Source organism: Niallia sp. FSL W8-0951 (genome assembly GCF_038006525.1).
Taxonomy (GTDB): Bacteria; Bacillota; Bacilli; order Bacillales; family Cytobacillaceae; genus Niallia; species Niallia circulans.
This window is the reverse complement of sequence record NZ_JBBOVK010000001.1, coordinates 3,663,336-3,685,585: the sequence shown is the minus strand read 5'-3', so window position 1 is coordinate 3,685,585 and position 22,250 is coordinate 3,663,336. Positions and strand designations below refer to the sequence as shown.

Annotated in this window: 21 protein-coding genes; 11 read left to right on the top strand and 10 right to left on the bottom strand. The window is 36.6% G+C overall.

Annotated features, from left to right (window positions below; translation table 11 throughout):
- Positions 1–148: 148 nt before the first annotated feature.
- Together NSS71_RS17975 and NSS71_RS17970 are read right to left on the bottom strand one after the other, a co-directional pair.
- Complete coding sequence (locus NSS71_RS17975; RefSeq protein WP_047940791.1) at positions 149–970, bottom strand: RsfA family transcriptional regulator; 822 nt, start codon at positions 968–970, stop codon at positions 149–151.
- Between the two features lie 205 nt (positions 971–1,175).
- Positions 1,176–2,510 carry an MFS transporter gene (locus NSS71_RS17970; protein ID WP_341116769.1) on the bottom strand — a complete coding sequence of 445 codons (1,335 nt, stop codon included), beginning with the start codon at positions 2,508–2,510 and terminating at the stop codon, positions 1,176–1,178.
- Positions 2,511–2,788: 278 nt separating this feature from the next.
- Between NSS71_RS17970 and NSS71_RS17965 the strand changes: the two genes are divergently transcribed.
- From NSS71_RS17965 to NSS71_RS17955, 3 genes are all read left to right on the top strand, one after another.
- The gene (locus NSS71_RS17965) at positions 2,789–3,013 is read left to right on the top strand and encodes a DUF1450 domain-containing protein (protein ID WP_047940789.1); all 225 of its coding nucleotides are present in this window, start codon (positions 2,789–2,791) and stop codon (positions 3,011–3,013) included.
- Between the two features lie 230 nt (positions 3,014–3,243).
- Complete coding sequence (locus tag NSS71_RS17960; RefSeq protein WP_047940788.1) at positions 3,244–4,545, top strand: HD domain-containing protein; 1,302 nt, start codon at positions 3,244–3,246, stop codon at positions 4,543–4,545.
- Between the two features lie 41 nt (positions 4,546–4,586).
- A complete protein-coding gene (locus NSS71_RS17955; RefSeq protein ID WP_047940787.1) occupies positions 4,587–5,093 on the top strand; it encodes a YwgA family protein in 507 nt (168 codons plus the stop codon).
- A gap of 58 nt (positions 5,094–5,151) precedes the next feature.
- Here the strand turns inward: NSS71_RS17955 and NSS71_RS17950 are convergent, their stop codons facing one another.
- The gene (locus tag NSS71_RS17950; protein WP_031540077.1) at positions 5,152–5,337 is read right to left on the bottom strand and encodes a 2-hydroxymuconate tautomerase; all 186 of its coding nucleotides are present in this window, start codon (positions 5,335–5,337) and stop codon (positions 5,152–5,154) included.
- A gap of 221 nt (positions 5,338–5,558) precedes the next feature.
- Here NSS71_RS17950 and NSS71_RS17945 point away from each other — a divergent pair, with 221 nt between their 5' ends.
- The 3 genes from NSS71_RS17945 to NSS71_RS17935 all read left to right on the top strand — a co-directional run bounded on the left by NSS71_RS17945 (position 5,559) and on the right by NSS71_RS17935 (position 9,175).
- The gene (locus NSS71_RS17945; protein ID WP_047940786.1) at positions 5,559–6,197 is read left to right on the top strand and encodes a site-2 protease family protein; all 639 of its coding nucleotides are present in this window, start codon (positions 5,559–5,561) and stop codon (positions 6,195–6,197) included.
- Positions 6,198–6,301: 104 nt separating this feature from the next.
- Positions 6,302–6,814 carry a YwhD family protein gene (locus NSS71_RS17940; protein ID WP_047940785.1) on the top strand — a complete coding sequence of 171 codons (513 nt, stop codon included), beginning with the start codon at positions 6,302–6,304 and terminating at the stop codon, positions 6,812–6,814.
- Positions 6,815–7,246: 432 nt separating this feature from the next.
- Positions 7,247–9,175 (top strand): endonuclease MutS2, encoded by a 1,929-nt coding sequence (locus NSS71_RS17935; RefSeq protein WP_047940784.1) that lies wholly within the window; start codon positions 7,247–7,249, stop codon positions 9,173–9,175.
- Positions 9,176–9,314: 139 nt separating this feature from the next.
- On the opposite strand, the gene NSS71_RS17930 is transcribed toward NSS71_RS17935, so the two are convergent.
- Positions 9,315–11,378: a transglycosylase domain-containing protein gene (locus NSS71_RS17930; RefSeq protein ID WP_047940783.1), complete on the bottom strand. Its 2,064-nt coding sequence runs from the start codon at positions 11,376–11,378 to the stop codon at positions 9,315–9,317.
- Positions 11,379–11,665: 287 nt separating this feature from the next.
- Between NSS71_RS17930 and speE the strand changes: the two genes are divergently transcribed.
- The 5 genes from speE (at position 11,666) to argS (ending at position 17,061) form a co-directional block, all read left to right on the top strand.
- Positions 11,666–12,517 carry a spermidine synthase gene (gene speE / locus NSS71_RS17925; RefSeq protein WP_047940782.1) on the top strand — a complete coding sequence of 284 codons (852 nt, stop codon included), beginning with the start codon at positions 11,666–11,668 and terminating at the stop codon, positions 12,515–12,517.
- A 35-nt stretch (positions 12,518–12,552) separates the two neighbouring features.
- A complete protein-coding gene (speB, locus tag NSS71_RS17920) occupies positions 12,553–13,425 on the top strand; it encodes an agmatinase (protein WP_047940781.1) in 873 nt (290 codons plus the stop codon).
- 266 nt (positions 13,426–13,691) lie between these two features.
- Entirely contained in the window at positions 13,692–14,792 is a 1,101-nt protein-coding gene (locus NSS71_RS17915; protein WP_047940780.1) for an SH3 domain-containing protein, read from the top strand.
- A gap of 152 nt (positions 14,793–14,944) precedes the next feature.
- The gene (locus tag NSS71_RS17910) at positions 14,945–15,388 is read left to right on the top strand and encodes a DUF1934 domain-containing protein (protein WP_047940779.1); all 444 of its coding nucleotides are present in this window, start codon (positions 14,945–14,947) and stop codon (positions 15,386–15,388) included.
- 2 nt (positions 15,389–15,390) lie between these two features.
- Entirely contained in the window at positions 15,391–17,061 is a 1,671-nt protein-coding gene (gene argS / locus NSS71_RS17905) for an arginine--tRNA ligase (RefSeq protein ID WP_047940778.1), read from the top strand.
- 301 nt (positions 17,062–17,362) lie between these two features.
- Here the strand turns inward: argS and NSS71_RS17900 are convergent, their stop codons facing one another.
- Genes NSS71_RS17900 through NSS71_RS17875 form a run of 6 tightly spaced genes read right to left on the bottom strand, consistent with a single transcriptional unit; the run spans position 17,363 to position 22,158 of the window.
- A complete protein-coding gene (locus tag NSS71_RS17900; RefSeq protein WP_047940777.1) occupies positions 17,363–18,745 on the bottom strand; it encodes a HAMP domain-containing histidine kinase in 1,383 nt (460 codons plus the stop codon).
- On the bottom strand, positions 18,736–19,398 hold the full coding sequence (locus NSS71_RS17895) for a response regulator transcription factor (protein WP_047940776.1): 663 nt from the start codon (positions 19,396–19,398) through the stop codon (positions 18,736–18,738). The genes NSS71_RS17900 and NSS71_RS17895 overlap by 10 nt, the downstream gene beginning before the upstream one ends.
- A 17-nt stretch (positions 19,399–19,415) precedes the next feature.
- Positions 19,416–20,168 carry a lantibiotic immunity ABC transporter MutG family permease subunit gene (locus tag NSS71_RS17890; RefSeq protein WP_341151891.1) on the bottom strand — a complete coding sequence of 251 codons (753 nt, stop codon included), beginning with the start codon at positions 20,166–20,168 and terminating at the stop codon, positions 19,416–19,418.
- 13 nt (positions 20,169–20,181) lie between these two features.
- A complete protein-coding gene (locus tag NSS71_RS17885; RefSeq protein ID WP_047940774.1) occupies positions 20,182–20,937 on the bottom strand; it encodes a lantibiotic immunity ABC transporter MutE/EpiE family permease subunit in 756 nt (251 codons plus the stop codon).
- Positions 20,934–21,650, bottom strand: coding sequence for a lantibiotic protection ABC transporter ATP-binding protein (locus tag NSS71_RS17880; RefSeq protein ID WP_341151890.1), 717 nt, complete (start codon positions 21,648–21,650; stop codon positions 20,934–20,936). Before NSS71_RS17880 ends, NSS71_RS17885 begins: the two co-directional genes overlap by 4 nt.
- A 13-nt stretch (positions 21,651–21,663) precedes the next feature.
- Positions 21,664–22,158 carry a NisI/SpaI family lantibiotic immunity lipoprotein gene (locus NSS71_RS17875; RefSeq protein ID WP_047940772.1) on the bottom strand — a complete coding sequence of 165 codons (495 nt, stop codon included), beginning with the start codon at positions 22,156–22,158 and terminating at the stop codon, positions 21,664–21,666.
- Positions 22,159–22,250: the final 92 nt, after the last annotated feature.

Sequence of the window (22,250 nt, the reverse complement as noted above, 5' to 3'; positions counted from 1 at the left end):
ATCGACTCACTAGCGTTCGCCGTGTATCCTTTATCTCAGTCGAAGCCCTTCGACGTATAGGATGTACTAGTGTCGACGTCGCCACAGGACGTGGCGATCTTAGTCGACCAGTTTGTACGCTGATAAGCAAGGCGCCTCCGCTTTTTAGTTACTCTGCGACTTTTTCGAGGTTTCCGTTTCGGTCCATTTTAAATTTGGTTGGGCGCTCGTCTTCTTCTAGTAGGACGAGTTTTCTGGCTCTGTTCATAATTTTCATCAGTGTCTCGTAATCTTCTTGCATGGTTTCTGAGTTGTTTTCGATTTGATGAAGCTTGTCTTCTAATTCCTTGTTTCGACTTTTAATGGAAGACATTTCTCTTTTTAATCTTTCATTCTCGCTTTTTAGGATTTCCAACTGGATGGTAGCATTTCGGAAATTTTGTAAGTAGGAAAGAACCATGTCGAAATTTAGTGTGCCAGCTTGGCTATGCTTTACAGATGAATAGGCAGGTGCTTGTTTCGCTTCATATGCTGGTAATGGCTGTGCGTCTTCTTCTGATTGATAGTTTGCAAGCTCTTCTTCTTGTGGACTAGTAACATTTGTTTCTAATGTTTCAGTTGTAATGAATGTTTCCATCGCATCCAAATCCATAGAACCGATTTCTAAATTAGTGGATACGGTAAGTGCTTCAAAATCATCCACTGTTGGCACTGGTGGTGAATATAATAGTTTTTTCTTGCCGCCTTGATCCTTTCCTAACATCCGTTGTCGTTGCTTTCGTTGTTTTTTTGCAAGCTGAAGTGCTTTTTCATATTGATGACGAACGACTGCGTTCCAGCGGAATCCACAGGCTGCCGAAGTTCTGTTTAGTTTATCCCCAACTTCTTCAAAGGCATTTAACTGTGTGCTCCCTTCTCGCACATGTCTTAAAACTGTTTCTGCTAATAATAGGTCATTTTCTTCTGACCATGCGTCTTGTCTAACTTTCATTGATAACTCAACTCCCAACTTAATCACGATAAATAAATATTTCTAGTCCCATCTTTTCCAGAAACTTGGATGTTTATACAAAAGAAATACAAGGATAGTAGATTTTTTTATAGAATAGAAAAAAGGGAAATTAGCGGATAAAGAGGATGAAAAAAACAGCCGGCGATAAACCGACTGTTTTTAAGATAGATAAGGTGGGAAATCTCTATACGTTTTTTTCGCTTAAAGTTCCTTCGTTTCGAATGAAGAATGCTGAAAGAAAAGCAAATATGCTAACAATAAATCCAAATAGGAAGAGATGGTGAATGCCATCCATAAAGGTTGAGCCACTATTTAGCAAAGATCCCATAATCGTTACGCCAATAGCTGTTCCCATGTTTCGGCAAAACATAAAGAAAGAGGTGGATATACCCTTTTCATGGTTTCCAACTAGTGCCTGGGCACCAATCACACCTACTGTACTTAGTAAGCCGAATGCAAGGCCTTGTACGACCATAAGAATAAATACGTACCAGAAGCCATTTGATTCATTTAATAATACTAATAATATTCCTGAAAGCAGCAATAGTGCATTTCCAATAATTAATAGAATGCGATAGCCATATTTTAATATCCATTTCCCTGCAGGAACAGACATGGCCATCCATCCAACCGATAGGCCAAGGAGAGAAACGCCACTCCATAATACAGAGAGCCCTGCCTGATTTTGTAGGAATAATGGAATATAGCTCGATGTTCCAAATAAGGCCAATGTTCCAACAAATCCATTAATAAACATCCAAGTGATCGTCTTATTTTTGAAAATGGATAACGGGACAATAGGAGATGCTTGTTTTTTCTCAAAGAAATAAAAGCTAATTAACAGAAGGACACCTACTATAGCATAAAGATAAAGGTAGTTTTCAAGCACTGTAACTAGTAATAAACAAGTTATTCCGATTCCAAATAGCATTGCTCCGATGTAATCCACCTGTGCCTTTTTCGCCTGATAGACTTCTTTATATGGAATTAAAGTTAGTAGTGCAATAATGCATACTGGTAAATTGATATAAAAAATCCATCTCCAACTCATAAATTCTACAAAGAGAGAACCAAGAGTAGGGGCTAATATGGCGGATAGAGCCCACATGCCAGTAAACAATGCTTGGATTTTCCCTCGCTTCTCAATAGAAAAAAGATCCCCGGCAATGATAGCAGGAAATGGCATCATGAATCCGGCTCCCATCCCTTGCAATGCTCTAAAAATAACTAATTGAGTCATAGTGGATGAGATTCCGCATAGCAGAGAACCAATTAAAAAGACAATAATTCCAAAAGCAAACAGCTTTTTCCGTCCGAATAGATCGGAAAGTCTTCCAGCAATTGGTGATAGAATTGTGCTTGCTATCATATAAGCAGCAAAAGACCAAGCGTACAATTCCGTACCGCCAAGTTCTTCCGCAATAATTGGCATAGTTGTATTCATAATAGTCGTATCAATAGAGGCAATAAGCATTGCAAGAACAATGCTGCACATTACTAATATTCTACTTTTGTTCATTGTAAAACCTCCCTATATTCAAGAGAAAATTATAACGCATATTGATTAATTAATATAGAGAGGCAAGCTAGTTTACAAAAAATATAATGATAGTAGTAAGGGAATGATACTGTAAGGCCAGTGGATTTTCTCCACAAATTCGTCACTATTTTACAATCTTTTGCATCTTGCATTGCTAGTGGAGAAGGGGTAAAATACCATATAGTAATAAGTGAGAATGTTGTCGAATGAATTTTCGATAACGTTATTGGAGAGCAAGTATAGAAAGGGTTGTCCAAATGGCAAACGAATTTCGTGTTTGCGACGATTGTCAGGCAGTGAATTTAAAAACGTTAATACCTCGTTTAAAGCAAATTGATCCAGATGCTAAAATTGATATAGGCTGTCAATCCTATTGTGGGCCTGGTCGTAAAAAAACATTTGCTTTTGTCAATAATCGTCCACTAGCCGCATTAACAGAAGAAGAGTTAATGGATAAAGTCAATGCGAAGCTGAAAAAGTAATGGAAAGCTGTCAATACTTTAATTTTTTGTGTAAAACAACAATGAAAAAGAACAGAGCCTTAGTAAAACAGAGGAGTTTCCACTGGATAGTTATTTTATGGAGAAAGCCATGATTTTTCCCTTTTAAAATGCCTACAACGGAACCCTCTTTTTCTATCTTTAGAATATGGAATAACTCTAATTACTAGAATGAATAAAAAATAGCCAATGAACGAAAGAGAGTGAGAAAGATGCCATATTCGACGGATAAGCTAAATGAAGAGAAAGTATTTAAAGATCCTGTCCATCGCTACATTCATGTTCGCGACAGAGTGATATGGGACTTGATTGGAACAAAAGAATTTCAGCGACTGAGAAGAATTAAACAGCTGGGCACGACCTATCTTACCTTTCATGGTGCAGAACATAGCAGGTTTAATCACTCTCTAGGAGTATATGAAATTGTTAGAAGAATCATTGATGATGTTTTTGAAGGCCGAGAAGAATGGAACAATGACCAAAGGTTGCTTTCTTTATGTGCCGCTCTCCTACATGATTTAGGTCATGGCCCTTTTTCTCATTCTTTTGAAAAAGTGTTTGATCTTGATCATGAAGAATTTACACGCAGAATTATCTTAGGAAAAACAGAAGTCAATAAGGTTTTGACAAAAGTAGAGAAGGACTTTCCTAAAAAGGTTGCAGAAATAATTGCTAAAACCTCCAAGGAAAAACTAGTAGTTAGTTTAATTTCCAGTCAGATAGATGCAGACCGAATGGATTATCTGCTAAGAGATGCATATTTTACAGGGGTTAGCTACGGGAATTTCGATATGGAACGAATTTTGCGTGTAATGCGCCCGCGTGAAGATCAGGCTGTTATTAAAAAAAGCGGAATGCACGCGGTGGAAGACTATATTATGAGCCGTTATCAAATGTACTGGCAGGTCTATTTCCATCCAGTGACAAGAAGTGCGGAAGTAATTCTTACGAAAATTCTACATAGAGCGAAATATTTACACGAGCAATTCTACTCTTTTAAATATCACCCTATTCATTTTTACTCAATTTTTGAAGACGAAACATCGTTAGAAGACTACTTAAAATTGGATGAGGCTATTATTCTCTATTATTTTCAGATGTGGCAAGAAGAAGATGATGCCGTTTTGAAGGATCTCTGCCGCAGGTTTATGAACCGAAATCTTTTTAAATACGTGGAGTTTGATCCAGCTAAAGAGTATAAAAAGCTTCAAGAATTATCTGGTTTATTCCATAAAGTAGGGTTGGATCCGGAGTATTATTTAGTTGTCGATTCTTCGTCAGATCTTCCCTATGATTTTTATCGACCTGGAGAAGAGGAAGAGCGATTACCGATTCATCTATTGATGAAAAACGGAGAAATTAGAGAGCTTTCCAGAGAATCAGAAATTGTTGATAGTATTTCTGGAAAAAGAAGAACCGATCACAAGTTATATTTTCCTAAGGATATTTTAAAGGATGACAGTTCCAAAGGGGAAATAAAAAAACAAATTCGTCAATTGTTGGATATTCAATAGATGTATGTCTTAGGATTAAATGGAGTAGGAGATGACCCAATTTGTTAAAAGATCATGCCAAAGTAATGAAAGCAATTGCTGCTTCGGGCGAAATTATTGGAAGAAAAAAGCTGCAAAAAATGATATATATCGCAAAAAAGCTCGATTTTCCATTTCATGAAAAATATCAGTTTCATTTTTTCGGTCCCTATTCAGAAGAATTAACCTTGCGAATAGAAGAATTATGCAATATGGGTTTTTTGAATGAAGTAAAAGAGAAAAAGGGAGGATATTTCCAATATCGATATACTTTAACCGATAATGGAAAGGAATTTTTGGATCTTAATGAGGTGGAAATGCCTGATTTGTCTCCTTGTCTAGAAGATATGAATGGCCAGAATTCTCGCTTCCTCGAGCTTGTGTCAACCGTTCTTTTCTTTGATAGCCTTCCAAAGGAAGAAGTGAAGGAAAAAGTATTCACATTAAAGGCCAAGCAAAAATATACGGAAGAAGAAATAGAGATTGCATATGCGTATATTGAAAGCCTAAGAGAGAAAAGAAATCATTAAAAAAAGGTCCTGCCATGCAACGATTTGAATTGCTGGACGGGACCTTTTTGAACTCTTTTTACTGATCGCTTAGGCGTTTGCCTGCAACAGCATAATGGTTTGTAGGCATTTCTTCAATAAAGACCACTACTTTTTCCTTTGATGCGCCTGTTGTCTCCACAACTGCTTCTGTTACTTTCTCTACTAAATTTCTCTTTTGATCCTCAGTTCTACCTTCTAACATTTTTACAGTTACATATGGCATTTGTTCAAATCCTCCTTAGTTTTGATTGTAGTTTTTCATATTTCTTGGAAAAGTGCAAGTTTCTAATCAGCGTATATGCATTTAAATAGAGTCTTATGAAGAGGTAACAAAAGAAAATTTTCCTTTCCAATTTAATATCATGTATAATTTTAAAAGGAAACATTACTAGATAGAGAATATTCATTTTCCATAGAAACTGTGTATAGAGGGGAGCTAATCATTTGTTATTTTCGCAAAATTTGGCGGATTTGCCTTATATTATTATTTCCATTGTAGTAGGTTTTACCTTCCATGAATTCGCACATGCATTTGTAGCCTATAAATTTGGAGATCCCACGGCGCAAAAGCAAGGAAGATTAACGCTAAATCCAATCGCTCATATTGATCTCATAGGGGCAATTTTTATCTTAATCGCAGGATTCGGATGGGCGAAGCCAGTACCGGTTAATCGTCATTATTTTAAACGACCAAAATTAGCTGGAGTATTAGTCACTTTAGCAGGTCCTGTCAGTAACTTAATACTAGCTTTTCTTGGCTTTATCATTATTGCAATATTAATAAAGTTACAAGTACCAGCGGGAAGTAATTTTGATTTATATCCGTTTTTTGAAATTTTTGTTTATATGAACTTATTACTTTTTGCTTTTAATTTGCTTCCTTTGCCCCCTTTAGATGGTTATCGAATTATTGAAGATCTCGTTTCCTCGCGGGTAAGAGCAGCGATGTCCAAGTATGAGGTTTATGGATCTATTTTATTTATTGTATTAATTGTTACAGGTTTATCAAGCTATACGATATTCCCTTGGATTGAAGTGATACGATACTTTTTTCTATCGCTGTTTAATCAATTGTTCTTTTGATTTTGCAGAGGATAAAAGTCGGCTTTATATACACGACAAATAAAAAATCGTCAAGCTATACCAATCCGCGATCATTTATAATAAATCGCAAAAGGAGTATGAACATGGAAGAAAAAAAGAAGAAAACAATAGGCTTTAATATTATTAAAAATGACCCAACCGATGGGCATAAAGGCTTTGGAATTGGCAGTCTTAGTTTAGAAAATGTATCTCCTGTTATTATTGATGTAGAAGAGGGAGAAGCCATCGTTGATATCGGCGCCATGCATGCAAGAAGTGCAGTGGAACGTGGCATCAAATTTTTGAAAACAAAAGAAGAGGTTCCTAATGGTAAGCCTTACTGGTTAGTCTGGGTGACAATTGACCGTAAGCCTGAAGGTCCTTATTATGCTGGTGTAACAGCGTGTGAAATGACTGTGGATCGTTCTATTCGCAGGGGTTATAAGTCTCTTCCAGAGCATGTGAATAAGATGGATAAAAGTATGAAAAGACATATTATGGTCGATCATATGGATGAGAAGTCTAAAAAGGTGCTGGCAGATTTTTTGAAAAAACATGATCAGCGACTATGGGATAACTCTGTAGAACAGCTGAAACAAGACTTATCCCCTTCTTAACTATTGAGAAATGAAATTTTCTCTTTAGTAAATTAATTTTTTGAAAATGTTGACAAAAGAAAAGAAAAATCGATAAACTAAAAGGGAATAAAAAATAAAAAGCCCTTTTAAAGGAGATTGTTTTATGAGTGTGAGTGTTCTTAACTAACCGTTAATTATATACGGCCTTGAATTTTGTTAAAAAACTGGGGATATACCGGTTTATTTAGCATGGGTATTTCAAGGAAGGTTAAGAATAAGCCTCATAGCAAGCAATAGATGATAAAAAGCTATGGCATATTTGTCATAGTTTTTATTTCTTTATTGCAAAGGATCTCCTAATCCGGCACTTTAAAGCGGATAGGTCTACCCCAAAAAGCTAGTGTGAGCGTTTGTTCACGCTGGCTTTTTCTATTTTTAAGGGCTATTTGAAGAAAAATAGGAGGAATTAAAATGAATCAACAGGCATTTGAAGTATTAGGTTTTTATAAAATTTTAGAAGAGATAGAATCCTATGCCAAAACAAATTTAGCGAAAAAGACAATACGAAAACTGCGACCGCTGCAGGATAAAGGAAGAATGGAGCAGTCAATCAAGGAAATAGAAGAGGCTATGAAAATCATAGAAATATCTAGTAGTGTGCCGATTCATACACTTGATGAAATGTCTATTTATTTAAGCCAAGCAAAAAAAGGGATTTATATTCGAGCAGATCAATTTCCGTTTGTTATTTCCTTTTTGGAACATTGTACCAAGCTTAAACAATTTATGAAGGATAAGGAATATGCGGCACCAAATGTCTCGCTTTATGTTCAATCCATTCCTGATGTTAGAGAGCTTACAGAGGAAATAGCAAGATGTATTAGACATAGTAATGTGGATGATTATGCTTCTAGTGATTTAGCCTATTTAAGAAGACAGCTGTCCATCCTGACAGATCGAGTAAAAGAAAAAGCGAGTCAATTAGTGAAATCGAAAAAATATACGGGCTATCTTCAGGACAAAATTGTTTCAGAGCGTAACGGTCATTTGACCCTCTCTGTAAAAAGAGAATATCGAACGAAAATCCAAGGTAGTGTACTGGATACATCCGCATCTGGAGCGACGGTATTTATTGAGCCAATTGAACTTGCTGACATGCAAGCAGAAATCGAAACCATGAAGCTAGCAGAAGAATCTGAAGTAGAAAGAATTCTATATGAATTAACGGAGAAGCTCTTGGCTGAGGAAGAGGCCATTAATTTAGCAATAGAAACGATGCACTATTATGATGTTTTATTTGCGAAAGCAAAATATAGCCGAGTAATTGCTGCAAAGCCGCCTTTCTTATCAGAAGATTATACGATTTATTTAAAAGAGGCTCGTCATCCAATGCTTGGAGACAAAGCAGTTCCTTTAACTATTTCATTTGGAGAAGAGCATCGTGCCCTTGTTATTACAGGACCAAATACAGGTGGGAAAACAGTCACATTAAAAACAATTGGTTTATTAACAATGATGGCTCAATCTGGCTTATTAATTCCAGCGAAAGCAGGGAGTAAAATCGCCATTTTTCAACATATATTTGTGGATATAGGCGACGGACAAAGTATTGAACAAAATTTAAGTACATTTAGCTCCAGATTAGTAAATATAATTGATATCTTAAGAACAACCAATGACCGATCCCTTGTATTGCTTGATGAGCTAGGATCAGGGACCGATCCCGGAGAAGGTATGGCTCTTGCTATTGTCATTTTAGAACAACTTTATCAAAAAGGAGCAACCTTATTTGCGACCACTCACTATAGCGAGATGAAAGAATTTGCAGATCAAACAGAAGGTTTTTTAAATGGAACAATGGAATTTGATATCAATACATTGCGACCAACATATAAACTATTACTGGGACAAAGCGGAAGAAGCCAGGCATTTGAAATTGCAAGTAAATTAGGCTTGCACCCTAAGCTCATTGAAAAGGCGCACCAGATAACGTATAAAACATTTCGGAATTTCCATCATGAACAGAATTTAAAGGAGCTGGATTTTCAGCAGCAAATTGTAATCAATAAATACGCGCGAAAGGCAGTAGAGAAAAAAACGACTAAAACCCTTCCATCCCGGGAGCCTATTTTTGAGAGAGGAGATAATGTGATTCTTACAGAGACGGATGAAATGGGAATTGTTTATCAAGGTCCTGATGTACAAGGAAGATATATAGTGCAGGTTCGACAGGAAAAAAGAACCGTGAACCAAAAACGATTAAAGCTCTATATAAAAGGAACAGAGCTATATCCGCAAGATTATGATTTCGATATTATTTTTAAATCGAAAGAATATCGGAAAATAAACAAGCAGCAAAAAAGAAAGCATATAGAAGATGTATGGCTTGAGGAGGAATAGGTGATAGAACCGTTGTCTGAGTCCTTTGGGGAGAGGAAGTAAGGGGAAAGGGAGTAGAGGGGAGCTTTACCCTGTTGCACCTAAACAAAAAAGCATACTACACTCAAAAGAGCTGGTAGTATGCTTTATCAAGTTCCTTCTACCACGGTAAAATTCGTTTATACCATGGTACTTTTTCTTTTGCTTTGTCCTTATTTGCTGGTTTTTCCTTAGAGTCTTCTTTTGGTAAATCAGCACAAAATTCTGTTGGTACAGTATCTTTAGTAAAGTACATCATTCTTTTTGTATCACATGCAGCTGATGCGAGTTTGCCGCTCTTAGGATCGATATAAACGCCAACAGTACCTTTAGTTGGTGTAAATCCTTTGATCGGCTCTTTTTTTAAACTATGTTCCATAAACTGAACCCAAACTTTCTTTGCATATGTTTTATCGGCTGCTAACGTTATAGGCTCTCCCTGATCATAGCCTGTCCAAACAGCGGATACTAGCTGTGGAGTATAACCAATCATCCAACTGTCTGATTCAGTGGAGCCAGATTTTCCTGCATAAATTCTTGTGATGTCGTCTTTAATAGTACTTCCTGTTACAGAGGCATAGCCATTAAGAGTAGGGTCAAACATGCCTGTCATCATTTGATTCATCACAAACGTTAAATCCGTATCTAAAATCTTTTCTGGTTTTGTCTTATGTTCATAGAGAATCTGCCCATCATTTGTCTCAATTTTTGTAATGAAAACAGGAGATACCCTATTTCCTCCGTTGGCAAATATACTATAGGCATTTGCCATATCAATCACACGAACATTAGACGTTCCAAGAGCGAGAGATGGAACCTCTTGTAAATCGGTTGTAATGCCGAATTTCTTGCCTGTTTTTACCAATGTATCTTGCCCTAAAAAAAGATGGGTTTTAACCGCATAAACATTATCAGAGACAGCTAGTGCCTGTGCCATGGTAATATTTCCATCGGCATATTGATTGTTAAAATTATGCGGGGTATATGGATCTCTCCCATCATCAAAGCGAAAGGTTGTTTGTTCGCTGCTCATCATCGTAGCCGGTGTAAATCCATGTTCAAGAGCTGCATAATACAATAAAGGCTTGATCGTCGAACCAGGTTGCCGAGTTGCTTGAATTGCTCTGTTAAATGGACTTTCTTCATAATCTTTTCCACCTACCATTGCCTTAACGTGGCCTGTAGCTGGATCCATGGCAACGAAGCCAATTTGTATATTACTATCCTTATTTATCGTCTGGTTAATCGTTTCCTCTGCTATTTTTTGCTGCTCTGTATTCAAGGTTGTATACACTCTTAATCCACCTAATTGAATCGTTTTATCATCTAAATGAAGCTGGTTTTTTAGAATGCTTTTTACAGTATCTTGAAAATAAGGAGCTGTTTCGACACTAGCATTTGGAAATTTTCCTACTAACGACAGTTTTTCCGTTAAAGCTAACTGCTTATCCTCTTCTGTTATATATCCATTTTCAATTAAGGAATTTAGGATGATGCCCTGTCTTTTTTTCGCATTCTCCATCGATGAAAAAGGAGAATATATACTAGGTCCCTTCGGAATACCAGCAAGCATGGTTGCCTCTCCTAATGTTAGTTCGGAGGCCTTTTTTCCAAAGTAGTATTGGCTTGCAGCCTCTGCTCCATATGCTCCATGACCATAATAAATGGTATTGATATAGCCTTCTAGAATTTCATCCTTTGTATAGAATATTTCTAATCGAAGTGTATAAAATGCCTCTGCAATTTTTCGCTTCCACGTCTTTTCATGCTCTAAAAATAAGTTTCGAGCATATTGCTGGGTTATTGTGCTCGCGCCTTGAACTTTTGCCATTGCTCTTATGTCGGCTAAAATAGCACCGCCAATTCGTTTATAGTCAAAGCCGTGATGAGAATAAAAGTTTTTATCTTCAATAGAAACAGTAGAGTCTACTAAATAGGGACTAACATCATCAATGGATACCCAATACCTTTTCTGTCCATTGCTGCTTTCGCCAATAATGCTGCCATCATCTGAATAGTAGATTGTTGACTGAGAAACAGCTAGCGGTGGAGGACCTAGTGTACGAGCATATACATATATACCGATAAAAATCATGCTTGCGGTTATCATGAAAAGAAGTCCTAATATAATCAATAGACGTAAATATTTCCCAGAGTTTTTAAGTTTATTTACAATGACTTCCAAAACATGACACCTCCTAAGTAGAACCTTCTTTGTTCTTTTATCGCATTAATGAAAGATAAATAGATAAAACTAGTATGTGGTAAAGATTGGCGTTTTAAACATTTTTATCATGGAATATAAAAAAAAATCTTTGCTTTTATACGAATATCCACTATACTTTTTTCGTGTTTGTTATTTGTTTGATTGGGAAGTATAAAAAGAAGATTGTACTCACAAGAAATGAAGAAACTAGGAATGTTTAGCATATAAGAAACTTTATACCAATCAAATGAATGGAGGATATGTCAATGGGAATTTGGTTTACAGAGAAGCAGACCGACGATTTTGGAATCACTATGAAAATCAAGCGTACATTACATACAGAACAAACACCGTTTCAAAAGTTAGATATGGTAGAAACAGAAGAATGGGGAAATATGCTATTATTGGACGATATGGTGATGACTTCTGTTAGAGATGAGTTTGTTTACCACGAAATGGTAGCACATATTCCACTGTTTACACATCCCAATCCTGAGTATGTTCTAGTTGTTGGCGGTGGGGACGGCGGGGTTATTCGAGAAGTTTTAAAGCATCCTAGTGTCAAAAAAGCGACGCTTGTTGATATTGATGGTAAAGTAATTGAATATAGTAAGAAGTTTCTACCAGAGATAGCAGGTAAGCTGGATGATCCAAGAGTAGATGTACAAGTAGGCGATGGGTTTATGCATATTGCCAAAAGCGAGAAGAAATACGATGTTATTATGGTTGATTCCACAGAACCAGTGGGTCCAGCTGTTAATCTGTTTACAAAGGGCTTTTATGCAGGAATAGCGAAAGCATTAAAGGACGATGGACTTTTTGTTGCTCAAAGTGACAATCCTTGGTTTAAAGGAGAGCTCATTCGTTCCGTGCAAAGAGATGTAAAGGAAATATTCCCGATAACCAGATTATATATCGCCAATATTCCGACGTATCCAAGTGGCATGTGGGCATTTACAATTGGATCTAAACAGTATGATCCATTAAATGTTCCAGAAAGTCGCTTCCATTCGATAGAGACAAAGTATTATACGAAAGAGTTACACAAAGCAGCCTTCATCTTACCAAAGTTTGTTCAAGATCTCTGTGACGGGGATAACAGCAAATCAAGGGAATGATTGGACTGTCTTTGAATAAAAAGGAGAGATGACTAATGCGTTTTGACGAATCGTATTCAGGAAATGTATTTATTAAAAGTTTTCCAAATTATGAAGAAAGCCAAGTAGTATTGTATGGTATGCCAATGGACTGGACCGTTAGCTTCCGTCCTGGCTCCCGTTTTGGCCCAGCAAGAATTCGAGAGGTTTCTGTTGGGTTAGAAGAATACAGCCCTTATTTGGATAGAGAGCTTGAGGAAGTAAAATATTTTGACGCAGGGGATATTCCTTTACCATTTGGAAATCCACAACGCAGCTTAGATATGATTGAAGAATTTGTGGACAAAGTATTAGGTGATAATAAATTTCCGCTTGGAATGGGAGGAGAGCATTTAGTATCGTGGGGCGTGTTCCAAGCAATGTATAAAAAATATCCGGATTTAGCTATCATACATATGGATGCCCATACAGATCTTCGCGATGAATATGAAGGAGAGCCATTGTCTCATTCCACGCCGATCAAAAAAGTAGCCAATTTAATTGGTCCCAAAAATGTATATTCATTTGGGATTCGTTCTGGAATGAAAGAAGAGTTCCAGTGGGCGAAAGAAGTAGGGATGCATATTTCTAAGTTTGAGGTGCTAGAGCCATTAAAAGAAATCTTGCCAACACTTGCAGGCAGACCTGTATATGTAACCATAGATATTGATGTCTTAGATCCAGCGCATGCCCCTGGAACAGGTACGGTGGATGCAGGAGGAATTACTTCAAAAGAATTATTAGCATCCATTCATGAAATAGCGCGCTCTAATGTTCAGGTAGTTGGAGCGGATTTAGTTGAAGTAGCGCCAATTTACGATCCATCTGAGCAAACAGCGAATACAGCAAGTAAATTAATCCGTGAAATGATTTTAGGGTTTGTAAAATAATATAATTTTAATAAGCTGGGACATAGTTTCCAGCTAGAAATAAAGTCAAACAATTGTACGAAAGATTTCATATGGTTGTTTGACTTTATTATTAGACATTTTAAATTCAACCATTAACTTTAGAAAATGACTAGGAAAATATTGTAGCTTTGTAATGTGGTTATTAAGAAACTGAAATAGTGTTCTGCTAGACTATATATGGAGCATTTGGCGTATGCTTGTCCATGAAAAGGAGGGCATCATATTACATAGGGAGAAGGATGAAAATGGGGAAAAGGATTTTTGTTCTACTAGTAGGGGTAATGGTTTTATTTGCGGGCTTTCATTCAGTAAATACGGTACAAGCTGCTAGTAAAAAAACGAAATATGTGACAGCAAGCACTCTTAATATAAGAAGTGGTCCAGGTACTTCTTATAAAGTAGTGATAACCGTTAAGAAAAATCAGGCTGTAACAGTAACCCAAACAAAAGGGTCTTGGGATAAAGTGACAGTTGGAAAGAAAACAGGCTGGGCTTCTAACAAATATTTAACGACAAAAAAGCCAGCAGCAAAGGCAACGACATCTACAAAAACGATGTATGTTACAGCAAGTACGTTAAATGTGAGAAGTGGTACAGGAACCAACTATAAAGTAGTTGCGACAGTCAAAAAAAATCAATCTTTAAAAGTATCACAAACAAAGGGATCTTGGAGCAAGGTAACAGTGGGCAGCAAAACAGGCTGGGCATCAAGTAAATACCTAACAACCAAAAAACCCGCAGAACCAAAAAATTTAGCAGCTGGCCTAAAAACAGTAGGAAAGAATAAACAATTGATTCTTGTTACTTCAAATGGCTATAATATATCCTCTGCTGAGATTCGCACTTTTGAAAAAAATAAAAAGGGTGAATGGATTCCGGTTTTAACGACAACTGGACATATTGGGAAATATGGCTTTACTTCAAATATGAGTGAAGGCGGAAAAAAATCACCCATTGGGAAGTTTACGATCGGAACAGCGTTTGGTACACAAAAAAATCCTGGGACAAAATTACCTTATCGAAAGATAACCAATGATGATGTTTGGGTAGATGATCCGAAATCTAAGCTATATAACACATGGCAGTCGAAAAAGGTAACAAAAGGTCAATGGAAAAGTGCCGAAAATATGAATGTGCCGGCATACAAATATGGATTTGTTATTGACTACAATACAAAGCGAGTTCCTAATAAAGGAAGCGCAATTTTCTTCCATATTGCAAATAGTTATACGCTAGGCTGTACAGCAACTTCAGAAGCAAACGTTGTGAAGGTTTTAAAATGGCTGGATCCATCTAAAAATCCTGTGATTATCCAAACACCAATCAAGGAACTAAGCAACTATTAAAGCGAAAACCTGCAGATTGTACTGTAGGTTTTTTACATATAGGGTTATGTCAAGAGAGAATATCTTCGTTCTTTTGCGAACCATCTTGCACTTCCCCTTTAAAAAATTTATACTTATAAAGTTACACAGTAAATGAAAAGGAAGTGTTGTCGTTGTCTCAACCATCAGGGCAACAAGTGCCTGTAAAATTACACGTTACAACACATATATATAACGGGAAAAATAAAGAAAGTATTGAGTGGATTGGGTTTGGTCAATACTTAGAAAAAGATACTAGTAAATATATAAAATATGAAGAAATCATAGAAGAAGGTACCATCAAAACAATTATTAAAATCACAGAAAAGGAAGGATTAATCCTTCGAAGTGGAGCAGTCAAAATGCGCCTTCCTTTTCTTATTAATAAACAAAAGGTCGGCAGCTACGAAAGTCCTTACGGTGTATTTCAGCTAGTTACCGATACAAAGAGACTGGCGCTAGAAGTGGAACAGCAAGCAACCACAGGTTCATTAGATATTTTATATGATTTAAAGATGCAAGGAAGCAATAATGGAACCTATCATATGACTATTTCATTTAAGGAGGAGACAGAGTAAAAATGAATATTGTAGATCAAATAAAGGACAAGCTAAAGGAAGAAATTAAACAAAGTGTCATAAAAGCTGGATTAGCAGCAGAAGAACAAATTCCCGAAGTAATATTGGAGTTGCCAAAGGATAAAGCCCATGGTGATTATTCTACAAATATGGCGATGCAATTAGCGAGAGTTGCCAAAAAAGCGCCAAGAATGATTGCAGAGGCGATTATTGAGAATTTCGATCAAACGAAAGCTTCTATTAAAAAAGTTGAAATAGCAGGTCCTGGTTTTATTAATTTTTATATGGATAACAGCTATCTAACGGATTTAATTCCAACTATCCTTAAAGCAGGAGAGCAATATGGACAAACTACAGTTGGAAATAATGAAAAAGTACAAGTGGAGTTTGTTTCAGCTAACCCAACTGGCGACCTTCACTTAGGTCATGCGCGTGGGGCGGCTGTAGGAGATTCTCTTTGCAATATCTTAGATAAAGCTGGCTATGATGTTTCAAGAGAATACTATATTAATGATGCTGGTAACCAAATTAATAACTTAGCATTATCGGTAGAAGCGCGTTATTTCCAAGCATTAGGGATGGAAAAAGAAATGCCGCAAGATGGCTATCATGGAGAAGACATTATCGGAATCGGGAAAAAGCTAGCAGAGGAATATGGGGATAAGTATGTCCATGTTTCAGAACAGGAACGTTTTGACTTCTTCCGTGAATACGGTCTGAAGTATGAAATGGCTAAATTAAAACAAGATTTAGAAGATTTCCGTGTGAAATTTGATGTGTGGTTCTCCGAAACATCTCTTTATCAAAATGGAAAGATTGATATAGCGTTAAACAAATTAAAGGAAAATGGCTATATTTTTGAACAGGATGGAGCGACATGGTTACGTTCTACTGATTTTGAAGATGATAAAGACCGTGTGCTTATTAAAAATGACGGCTCTTTTACGTACTTATTGCCAGACATCGCATATCATAAGGATAAATTAGATAGAGGCTTTGAAAAGCTTATTAATATTTGGGGTGCAGACCATCATGGTTACATTCCTCGTATGAAAGCTGCAATCCAAGCATTAGGATATAACAAAGAAGCATTAGAAGTGGAAATTATTCAGCTTGTTCACTTATATAAAAATGGCGAAAAAATGAAGATGAGTAAGCGTACAGGGAAAGCTGTAACAATGAGAGACTTAGTAGAAGAAGTAGGGCTAGATGCAACTCGTTATTTCTTCGCCATGAGAAGTGCGGATACGCATTTAGATTTTGACTTAGATCTCGCTGTATCCCAATCGAATGAAAACCCAGTATATTATGCACAATATGCCCATGCTCGTATTTCAAGTATCTTGAGACAAGGAAAGGAACAAGGAATAGAGCTGACCGATGAGCTGAATGCTGCACTAATTACGGCGGAAAAGGAATTTGACTTATTAAAGAAATTAGGAGAGTTCCCGCAGGCAGTAGGAGAAGCAGCATTAAAGAGAATGCCGCACCGTATTACGAATTATATTTACGATTTGGCATCAACTTTCCATAGCTTCTATAACGCTGAAAAAGTTTTAGATGCAGATAACTTAGAAAGAACAAAAGCACGTTTAGCATTAATCCAAGCAACGCAAATCACATTAAGAAATGCCTTGGCGCTTATTGGCGTATCTGCACCAGAAAAAATGTAATAAATCAAAAGGAGGAAAGCGAAAATAGATGCTTTCCTCCTTTTAATAGGTTATTTCTTCAACATTGCAAGGTATTCGATTTTTTTCTTTTGGTATTAAAAAAGGTAAGGAGAAGAGATTTAACATTTTCCTATTCCTATAATACTCTTCAGTATTTGTAAGATCATATAAGAAATAAATAACGAGATGATGAAATTGAGTATTATATTAGCATTGCTGGCAGCTTCGATCATCATCAGCATTTTTATTTGGCTTTATACCGCGCGAAGCATTACAACCCACGTCCAGATAGGGCGTGGGGTTAATGATTTCTATATAAGGGTATTTTCACTCGCACTTCTCCGCCGCCCTCTATCGTGTTTCCAAGAGTCAGTTCTCCATTATGGAGATTCACAGCATTTTTTGCGAAGGTCAACCCCATTCCATAATGACCTTTAGACTGACGGGCCTTGTCATCCATGTAAAAAAGTTCTGTTGCTTTTTTTAGCCCGCTTTCCGAAAATCCATTTCCTGTGTCTTTTACCAAAAAGTAAAGAGTATCAGAATCGCATTCCGCATGCACCGAGACAGTCCCATCTTCTGGTGTATAATCAACCGCGTTTGTTAAAATATTCAATAACGCTCTATGTAACAGCTGCCAGTCAATTTCCGCCTCTTTCTTGAGATTTTCTTTTTTAAATGAAATAGTTATTTTCTTATTCCCTTTATAGGCGGATATATCTTTCTGCAGAGTTTCTGTCAGCTTATCTATAAAGGCTTTCTCCAAATGAATAGTTAAGGAATCCTCCGTTCTTGAAAGATAAATAAGCTGAGAAATATATTGTTCAATTTGATTTCCTGCTCCAAGAATATACTTTGTATACTCAGCTTGTTCTTCGTTTTGAATAGATAAGCTGAGTAATTCAGCATTTCCTTTAATAATGGTAATCGGGATTTTGATATCATGTGCCAAAGCACCAATTTGCTCTTTCTTATTTTTTTCTAACCGCCACTGGGCCTCGAGTGATGACCGAAGAGCATCTCTCATTTCAATTAAGGAGTCAATTACATCATCAAATTCCTTAATATGTGTAAATTCGGGGGTGAACTGCAAATTTTGCTCTTTTATATATCGAGTAATTACATTCAGTGTTTCAAAATGTTTTCTTAATCTATTAGCAAAGTACGTTGTTATAATAGAAATGTCTATAATGAGCAAGATTATCAAAATACTGATACTCGTTAATTCATAATTAGGAAGGTATTTTCTTAATAAAGGTGAGCTGAAATCTGCCCGTAATGAATATTGCAAAATACAATACTCATTTTTTCTTTCTATAATCAAATATCCTTTTTGTTTATAATTGACATACGGTTTTTTTTCAAGCTTCTTTTTTACCAGGTTCAGATCTGTTTCTTTAATAGTTCCAGCTGTTTTTTGTTTTGTTTCTTTATCTAGGAGGGCAAATGACATCGTATCAGGAATCACATCAGCAGTTACTTTATCTACATGTTCCAGCTTCGGCGCAAGTTTCTCTGCTTCTTGTTCATTATAATTTGCTGGATGTGAGAAGCCCATATTCATAGCGATGGTATTCATAAATAAATAGAGCAGAGCAAGTACAATCAAACTAATACATAACGCAGCTATATACTTTATCAGTTCTCTAAGAAGTGTTTTTTGGCCATTAAAATTTATTCCCATTTGTACCCGAATCCCCATACCGTTTTGATAGGGTCTGCATTATGCTCTTTACATTTTCTGCGAATCGTTCTGATAAACTCAGTAATTGTTGAATACAAGGCATTCCCCTCTAGTCCATATATCTCCTCGTAAATTTGTTCTCTTGAAAAAGTTCTCCCTTTATGTTGAGCTAAAAATTCAAATATTTTATATTCATTTTTTGTTAAGTTAAGTTTTTGATTATTGATAAATACTTCTTTACTATCAAAATGAAATAAAAAACCAGAGATGACTCTTTTCGATTGATGTTTGTCTCTCCGTTCCCTTCTTAAGTGAGCATTAACTCTAGCACTAAGCTCTCTAACGCCGAACGGCTTTGTAATATAATCATCTCCGCCAGTAATGAGGCCTTTGATTATCGCTTCCTCTTCAGTTTTAGCCGTGAGGAATAATATGGGACAATCCACCAAAGGCCGTATCTGTTTACATAGCTCAAAACCGTCAATGTCCGGCATCATAACATCAAGCAAAATTAAATCATATCCTTGAAATAAATCAGGCGGCTGGCCTTTAACACGATCTAAAGTGTCGACTTTATGCTGATCACGGCGCAAAATATTTTGTATCAGTGCAAGAATATCTTTTTCATCATCGACAGCAAGGATTTTTGCCATTTTCCATCCCCCTCATGCTATTCAAACGTTTTTCTGCCTTCCCATCTGCTAAACCATATTAGACTGGCAATAATTATACATACTGTACCAAAAACAACAATAAATACCGCTGAATTTATTTCATGCATTAATAAAGAATAATTCCCTTTTTCTATAAAATGGAGAACCCCATTTAAACCTGATAATCTAATACTCCAAGCCCAAGGGTTATATTTCCATATCGCATCTCCTAATCCAGTATTCATGAGAGCTGTCAAAAGCAGGCCCGCTCCGCCTATCAGAACAGAAGCACCCATTCCAAACATACAGCTGATAAAAAAATAAATAACATATAGAACGACACTGCCCGCAACCAGCCAGGCAGCACCTGTTATAAAAATATCATAAGGCAAATCCGGCACATTTAAAATAAATGTTAATCCCATTATATAAAGGAAAAGCGCTATGCCAATTGAGCAAAGTTCCATGAGAAGAAGCATTAACAATTTACTGGCATAAGCAATAATTTTCGGAGATGTGCCTCCCAGCAACACTTGGAATTTTCCAGCCTGTTCTTCTAAAGATGCGGTCATGCCGCATAAAACCCCTATGAGCAGCGGTAATGCAATAGCAATAGCTTCCATAAAAGATTTATACAAATGAAATTGGCTTTGGTCTCTTCCATAAAAATACAGGATTAACACACCTGAACAAACTATAGGGATAATGAAATGCAGCCACATAAAGGAGGTGTGCCTGTTTTTTTGAAAATCAGCTTGTAAACACCTCAAAAGCAGTCCCACTTTACATCGCCCCCTGCTTTTTTCTTCTGTAATCAATGGAAGGAGCAAATGAACGGCTGGTTAAAAACGCTATTAACAAAAATAATAGTACAGAAATCAATATAGCGGGAGGGACGACCATCCAACTCAACAAAGGATTATTTTTTTCAAGCAACAGACCGTTAGGGTGAATACCTATTGTTGGACACATCATTCGGATTGGCCAGCTCCACGGAATAAACCACCAAAAAGAGCGAGATGCCGGCATTATTCCCAAAACAAATGTTCCTATGAGATTTAACATTACTGCTATTGTAAGACCCCACTTTTTGGCAACAAATAAACAAAGTGGAATTTGCCAAAGGCTTGTTACCCAAAGCAATAAACTTGCGGCAACTGTAGAAAGCGTAACAATGGCAAAATCAGCTAAAACGAATCCCATAAGTAACATAAACACTAAAAATACAATTTGAGATAATAACGAATAAACCATAATAATGACAATCTTAGAATACCATAATCTCCCCAAATCAATAGGCAATGAATATGTGCCATTATAATTAGAGGCTTTTTTTTCTTTTTGATGAGATAACGAGCAAAGTAAAGCAATCATCACTGGCATAAAAATAATAGACCACCAGTTAAAAGTACCGGAAACAAAAAATTGAATGTTCATTAAAAAAGAAAAACCTATATTAAGGAGCGGTACAAAGATAATCATTTTTCTAGAAAAAGTCCGTTTAAACTTCAGGTTTTCGGCCTTCATATAATTTATCATCTTTTTACACCCTCTTTTTCACGGCTTGCCTTTACAACTTCCATAAACAAATGCTCTAAATCATCAGTCTTATTTATTTCGCCCTGGTATCCAAGGTGACCGCCGATGATAATCCCAATATGATCTGCTATTTGCTCTACTTCTGAAAGGATATGACTAGATAAAATCACGGTTATTCCTTCTTGAGGAAAAGAGCGGATAAGGTCTCGGAGCTCCTGAATACCGATTGGATCTAGCCCGTTCGTAGGCTCATCAAGAATTAATAATTTAGGATGATTTAATAAAGTAATAGCAATCCCCAGCCGCTGCCTCATCCCCATAGAAAACTGGCCTGCTCTTTTCTCACCAGTATGCTGCATATCTACAGTCTTTAGCACACTGTGTATACGCTCTTCAGATAGGCCCAGCAGCGTGGCATGTACTTTTACATTTTCAAATGCTGTTAAATTATCGTAAATGGGCGGAGCTTCTATTAAAGATCCAATATTTTGCAAATCAGAACGATCCCATTTATGTCCGTCGAAGAAAACCTCACCAGAAGTCTTCCGTAAAATTCCTGTCAATATTTTAAGTGTTGTCGATTTCCCAGCTCCATTTGGTCCAAGCAGACCATAAATGCTGTTTTTTTGAACAGTTAGTGAAACATCTGAAACAGCTGTTTCCTTGCCAAACTTTTTTGTAAGACTTTTGGTTTCTAATAGGACTGCACTCATTTCACACTCTCCCTTATTCCTTTTCATTCTTAATCAAAACCGCCCGATAATACTCGTGATTAAACTCAACGATGATTTCATCTTTGGCATCGACGTCTTCGTTTGCACTGTAAACCTTCCCATATCGTAAAGGTTTTTTCTCTCTGATATCATCAGGGTCAAGAGAGATATACGGTTCTTTCAGTTCTTCTTCCGACCATCTCTTTCCGTCGCTATCTACAAAGAAAGTTTTGCCTATTGCCCCTATGACTTTTCCTTTTGTGTCTTCATCAACTTTATCTTTCAGCTGATAAAGTTTTTCGTTGTAGACCACTTGAGCGAATTTTCCCTTAGCAATCAAACTCTCCATTGTTTCAGCTGTTTCGTTTTCGTTACCCTCAGTAAAATGCATTGTTTTTTTTGTTTCTTCAATGGTTTTATCTTTAAACTTTGTTAATGATTGACATGCAGATAACATAAGTAAAACAATAAAACAGCATGAAATGTTTATACATCTTCTTAAAAACATATACACCACCTCAATCTTATGACTTTTCCCCCTGTGCGTGTCTATGTGGGATGTTGATTATTCTAGAATACTTTTATCAAAATTTAATCAAG